The sequence below is a fragment of the Pseudoalteromonas sp. L23 genome (assembly GCF_021728455.1).
Taxonomy (GTDB): domain Bacteria; phylum Pseudomonadota; class Gammaproteobacteria; order Enterobacterales; family Alteromonadaceae; genus Pseudoalteromonas.
Genome location: NZ_JAKKCW010000025.1, coordinates 24,177 through 31,322 on the forward strand (window position 1 = coordinate 24,177; position 7,146 = coordinate 31,322).

General features: G+C 44.4%; 1 protein-coding gene. It reads right to left on the minus strand.

All coding sequences use genetic code 11. The features are described from left to right. Positions 1-34 precede the first annotated feature (34 nt). Entirely contained in the window at positions 35-7,135 is a 7,101-nt protein-coding gene (locus L3V43_RS22665) for an amino acid adenylation domain-containing protein (RefSeq protein ID WP_346656530.1), read from the minus strand. Positions 7,136-7,146 lie beyond the last annotated feature (11 nt).

The following is a 7,146-nucleotide window of genomic DNA, read 5'->3' on the forward strand; positions in this document are numbered from 1 at the left end:
TATATCCGGAGGTGACGATAATTCAAAGTAGCCGTTACTCGTCACACAGCTCCTGATAAAGCTTTTCTATTTCTTCATCAGACATATCTGCTAGCTCAGCTTCAGCGGCCGCCAGCTCGTCTTCATCTAAATGAAGTAAAGCATCAACTTGGTCAGCCAAATCGCATAGTACGGGTGAGCTAAAAATTTCTTTTATAGATAAGTCAACAGGAAAGGTTTCATTAACTTTGGTCACTAGTTGTACCGCTAATAGCGAATGTCCACCCAGTTCAAAGAAGTCGGCATTGATGCTGATCTCCTCTGCCGATAAGTGCAGTAGTTCGGCCCAGATGGTCAGCAACTTTTTCTGCGTATTATTTTGCGCAGGCGAATATTCACCGGTTAGTGCTGCAAGGTTAGGTTTAGGCAACGCCTTTCTATCTACCTTACCATTACGATTGACAGGTATATGACCAATACTCGTTATCGCATTGGGTTGCATGTAACTGGGTAGTGTTTGAGCCAGTTGTTTTTTAACTGCTGCAACAACCGCCTGTTCGGACTGTCGTTCGCGGATCTGTAAGTATGCAATAAGGAGCTTTTCTTCTCCCTGCTCCTGCCACACTTTTGTGACACAATCGAGTACATCAGGGTGGTGTAAGATCTGTTGCTCTATCTCACTTAGCTCGACACGGTAGCCACGTATTTTTACTTGGTTATCTTTACGACCTACAAACTCTATATCACCATGCTTGTTATAACGCACCACATCACCAGTTCGATATAGTCGCTCTGATTCTCCGCTGTAGAGTTGTCTTGAGAAAAAATGTCCATTGGTAAGCTCAGCATTGTCCATATAACCTCTTGCCACACCAACTCCACCAATGTGCAACTCCCCCTCACAACCTTGTGGTGTTAGGTGCCCATAATGATCCATTACGTAAAGGTTGACGTGACCCGCCGGACGACCAATAGGTGCAACCTGAAAGCTATCATCCGCTTTGATTTCATAGTGACTACTCCAAACTGTCGCCTCTGTTGGCCCATATTCGTTAAAAAATCGAGCCCCCTGACTCCATTGGCTTTCAAAATGCAACTGTTGAAGATCTTGCTCTACTCCTTCTCCACCAGTGATCACTAATCTTAGCTGGCTTGGTAGCGCAGCCATTAGGTTGGCATACTGTAATAACGCCCGATACATTGTCGGTAAAATCGCCAAGTGAGTAATATCACTTGCCATGATGTACCGGTAAACGGCTCCAATATCGACCACATCACTATCTTTGACGATATGTAGTTCAGCACCTTGTGCTAACACTGAAAAAATACCTAATAAACAAGAGTCAAAATAGATAGATGAAAGAGACAAGAAGCGCCCTGCTGGTACTCGATAAGCATCTAGACGACTCTGTGTTGCAGCAATGATTTGCCGATGTTCAATTTGTACACCTTTAGGTTCGCCACTTGAACCAGAGGTATACATGATATAAGCCAAATCCGTATTGTGACCTCCAATTTCTGGATTTATGTTTGAGCATTGTGTGATTAATTGATTGGTCGCAACACTATCAATATAGGCGACGGCCAGTGCAGGGATTTGTCGCAATATGGGCTCAAATTGCTGATGACTCAGCACTAAATGAACTTTTGCATTGCTAATGATAAATGCACGTCGCGCTTGTGGCTGTTCCGGATCCAAAGGTGTGAAAACTAAACCAGCTTTAGCAACTGCATACATTGCAATTACCATATCACTACATCTCTCCATGCAGATCCCAACCGTTGCTTGACGCGGTAACTCCAATTTGAGTAAGTAGTTGGATAGCTTGTTAACAGCTGAATTTAGCTCCTGATAATTATAGCTCTGTGTATCAGAAACCAGTGCAATCGCCTCTGGAGTTCGTGTTACCTGGTTCTCAAGAAACTGATGAACTTGTTGTATCCTTGTTGGTGCAAGCTCTGGCCCTCGGCTCATTGCCACTAATGCTTGCTGTGTTTGCTCATTGAGCAGATCGATATCACTTAATGCGATCCGTGGATTGTGTGCAACTTGATGAAGGATACGTATAAAGTAGCTCGAGAATCGCTCAATCGTATCTGCATCAAATAACGCAACATCATAGGTCCACTTGATGACCCACTTCCCTCCGGCAAATACCACCCCAAGATTCAAGTCAGTTTTAGCAATCGTTCTTTGTTGTTCTAACGGGGTAAATTCCAGCCCTTCAATCCCCGCAACAGATTGGCCGATATTGTTCAAGTTCAAAACAACTTGTACTAGCGGCGTGTGACTGCTAGTGCGTAGTAACTTACATAAATCTACGAGTTGCTCAAATGGCACATCTTGATGTGCTTGAGCGTCCAAATTGACCGTACGAATATGCTCTAGAAGTCCATTAAAACTCTCTTGCTGTACTTGAGTTCGCAGAACCAGAGTATTTACAAATAGTCCTATTAGTGGCTCAACTTCAACATTCGTTCGATTGGCGATAGGGCAACCAATAACCACATCCTGCTGTCCACTTAATTTACTAACTAAAAATGCCAAGGCTGCATGAAATAGCATGTACATCGATACATTATGCTGACTCGCCACTTTCTCTAATTGCTGAACTATTTCGCCAGATAAACAACTCTCATAAATTGCTCCTTGCTGTGCTCTGACTGAAGGTCGAGGCCTATCCAATGGCAGGTTATGGATGCTTGGCACATCTTGTAGTTGTGTACGCCAATATGCTAATTGCTCAGCTAAAAATACATCATCCAATCGCTGTCGTTGCCAGTAAGCAAAATCACTATATTGAATACTCAATGCAGGTAACTGCGGATCAACTCCCGCCTCGATAGCCTGATAACAATGGATAAACTCAGACATCAAGATACCCATAGACCATGCATCTGCAGCTATATGATGGAGATTAAACAGCAGTATGCCCTGTTCGCTACTTTGGCAGATATAATGGATTTCAAATGGCGGTTGTTCTTCGAGTACGAATACTCGTTGATAAAAAGAACGTAGCAGATCAATAATGCTATCTTTTTGTTGTTGCTCAGATAAATGAGTTAGATCAGAAACTGTCAGCCTGACTTGCCAGCTTTCTTGCACTTCTTGATATGCCGTTTGGCCATCAAATTGATATTGAGTTCTAAGTACCGCGTGCCGATTTACTAAATACTGCAACGCTTGCTCTGCCACTTGCAGTGCAAACTTTCCTGTTACTTGATACGCTAGCGGCATATTGTACTGATTACTAGGACTTACTTGCTCGACAAACCATAGACGCTGTTGAGCATAACTAAGTGGGATCTGCTTTCCTTTAGGTGCCGGTGTTATTGCCCCCAGACTGGCTTTACCATGATTATCTATATGCTGCGCTAGCAATTGAATCGTGCTGTTTTCAAAAACTGCTTTCAACGCTATCGTCAAGCCAAAAGTCGCCTCAACTTGGCTAACCAAACGAGTTGCTAAAAGCGAATGTCCGCCCAACGCAAAAAAGCTATCTGTAACACCGATTGTTGTCACATTTAATAGACCTTGCCAGATTTCTAGGAGCTGATGCTCAGTCTCTGTACTCGGAACCACTTGCATCTGATCATTTTGGTAAGTGGGTTCAGGCAAGGCGCTGTATTGTAGTTTACCATTGATAGTGAGAGGCCAATTTTCGATGGTAACAAAGTGACTAGGAACCATATAATCAGGTAAATGATCACTTAAATAGACTTTAATCTGTTCAAGCTGTGACGGTTTAACAGCTCGACAACCAACATTAAGATAAGCAATCAACCGTTGTTGTAGTTCAGTGCCTTTGACCAGTACGATCGCATCATCAACTTCAGGGCGGTTGCGCAGTAGACTGGCGATTTCATCCACTTCAACTCGGAACCCACGAATCTTAACTTGCTTATCTTTACGTCCCAAACCAACCAAACGACCGTCAGCGAGATACTTTGCCAAGTCACCGGTTCGGTATGCGCGTTGACCATCATACTCCACAAACGCGGCTTTCGTTTGTTCTGGGCGTAACAAATACCCTGCTGCCACATTACTACCCACAACCAAAACCTCACCTACAGCTCCCGTAGGAACACGTTGTAGTTGCTCATCAACGAGTAATACGTGGTTGTTGGTTATCGCCTGTCCGAGTGTTATGACACCTCGTGCGACATCCTCTTTAATATTACTGTATAGAACATCGGACATAACCTCGGTGGAGCCGTAAAGGTTATAAAACTCCACTTCATCCAGCCATTTACAGCATCGCTCAGCAAGGCTCAAAGACAGTGCTTCACCACTAATAAACCAGTAGCGCAAACTGCTAAGCGTCGAGCGATACTGCGCTCCCGATATTACTAAACTCTGCAAATGAGAAGGCGTAGTAACTATTCTGGTGATTTTATGTTTTTCAATAGCTGCGACGAATAAATTGTTATCTTTCACCTGCTCTCGTGGCAATAAAACAACGGGTTTGATTGCAGCTAAGCTGACGTAAAACTCCCACATACCGCGTATAAACGCCATTGAGGTCATCATCACGGTTACTTCATTTGAGGCCAGTGGAAAACGCTGTAACATCCAACTGACTCTGTTAACTACAGCACCGTGAGTCCCTAACACCCCTTTGGGCTTACCCGTCGAGCCCGAGGTGTAGATTATGTGCGCAATATCATCACTAAAGACTTCAACGTCTGGATTTTCTCCGCTGTATTGGTCCAGCGTGCTTTCTCTCAATAGACTGCTACAGTCCAATGTTGCGCGCTCAAAAAATGATGCCTCTGTTTGCTCATCATGTAATAGCAAAGTAATGTCTGCATCTTCTGCTTGCAACTTCAATCGTGATGCAGGCAGTTCAACAGACAATGGAACCAGTGTTGCTCCTGCCTTTAATACAGCAAGCATAGCGATTATCCGCGTGGCGTTTCGCTGGCAATGTATACCTACCGTTTGACCCTTACTGATAGCATGTTGCTTAATCAGATAATGAGCCAACTTGTTGGACTGTTCGTTTAACTCTTCAAATGACAGCTTTTGCTCTGCATAATGTAATGCACCACTAGCTGCGTGCTTACTCAAATTAAGTTCAAATAATTGATGAACTGAGCTGACTTCATGCTCACAAAGAGTAACTGCGGCATTCTCTTTTAGAGGTTGCGACCACTTAAGCTGTGCAACGTTAAGTTGTGGATTTGCTGCAACCTGATACAACGTACTACTAAATTCATTCGCCAAAGCAGTAATGGTTGAGCAGTCAAACAATGCCGCATTGTAAGCAAAAATAAACTTCAACCCTGAGTGAGTCGGTCGCAGATATAAAGTAATGTCGTACTTACTGTCAAACTCTTGCTGTGCAGAAAAAGCACTCACTTCGAGTTGGCTTTCTGTTGACAATGCTAGTTGTTCATTGGCCATATTGATAAACAACTGAAAGATAGGAGCATGTGTCAAGGAACGCTCTGGATTCAATTGTTCGACTAGTAATTCAAACGGAACCTCACTGTGAGCATGTATCTCCATATGGGTTTGCTTGGCTTTGCGCAGCAATTCACCGATGGGTTGTTGTGTATCAAACTGAGTACGCACGACTAGTGTATTTAGAAATAAGCCAATCATATTCTGACAGGACTTATTATTACGATTGACCGCAGGCATCCCCATTACAACATCCTGCTCACGACTGAATCTACCTACAGTAACCGCGAACATAGTCTGTAAGAGCATAAACAGAGTGCTTTGGTGCTGCTGAGCAAATAGCTCTAGTTCATTAACGATATCTGGTGCAATGGTTCCATCTACTCTTGCTCCACTGAACTGATCAGGAGCTCGATTACGGTCTAGGGGAATACTATGTAATGGCGGCGCTTGATCTAGATGACTCAGCCAAAAATCAAGTCCGTGTTGCAACCGCTCTCCACCTAGGTAACGACGTTGCCAACTTGCAAAGTCTGCATACTGTATCGCCAATGGATCCAGAGTGGGTGCTTGCGCTGAGCTTATCGCGTCATAGAATGCCATGATATCGTTAAGAAGAATATTCAATGACCAACCGTCGCAAGCAATATGATGCACCACAATGGCCAATACATAATCATGCTTGCCAAGTTGCAACAACTGAACCTTTAACATGTGGTCACTTTGTAAGTTAAACGGCTGCAAGGCTTGGGCTGCAACATTAGCGTGTGCCTGATTAAGCTTTTCTTGCTCACTGCCATTTAACTCAAGCGTTGTTATCCGTGGCGCAAATGCTGGCAATATAACTTGTTGGGGTTCGCCATCCTGATCGAGCTGGTATACTGTTCTTAGTATCTCGTGACGCTTAATAACTGCTGCGATGGCCTGCTCAAGGGTATTAGTCTCTAATTGGCCACGGATTCTTAACGCCAATGGCATATTGAATTGTGCGTTTGGTTGAGTTGCTAATTGCTCAATAAACCAAAGACGCTGTTGTGCGTAAGATAGCGGTAGGGCTTGACCATCTCGAGGTAACGCTGGGATCTCTGGGTTGTTTTCTCCCAAACCAGATTGCTGCATAAGTACCGCTAAGCGGCGAATACTAGGATAACTAAAGAGTTCTTTGAGACCCAACTGCAGCTTGTAGCGAGCGTTAATCTCGCTGATTATTTTCACTGCTAACAGAGAATTTCCCCCTAACCTAAAGAAATCACCCGTTACACTTAACTCCTCTAGTGGTTGTCGCAGTACCTCTGCCCATATCTCTACCAGCGCTCGCTCTACACTATTCTCCGCCGCTTCATATTCCTGCCCTATCTCCCTAATCTCGCTCGGTAGCGCACCCCTATCCAGCTTACCATTCGCCGTCAACGGCAAAGCATCTAGCAAACACCAACGACTCGGACACATATAACTGGCTAAACGCGCCGATAACGCACGCTCTAACTCTGCTATAAAACTACCTTCATCTACTACCTCTCCCTCTGCAACAACATAACCCACCAACGTCGCATCCGCACCCTCTCCTTGCACCAACACCGCCGCCTGTTTCACCACTGCTTGCTGTGCCAAAACACTCCTTATCTCTCCAAGTTCTATACGATATCCCCGCAGCTTGACTTGCTCATCCTTCCTTCCCAAAAATACCAACGCTCCCGACTCCAAGCGCCGTACCCTGTCTCCTGTTCTATACAACCTCGTATCCGCCAACCAAGGAACAT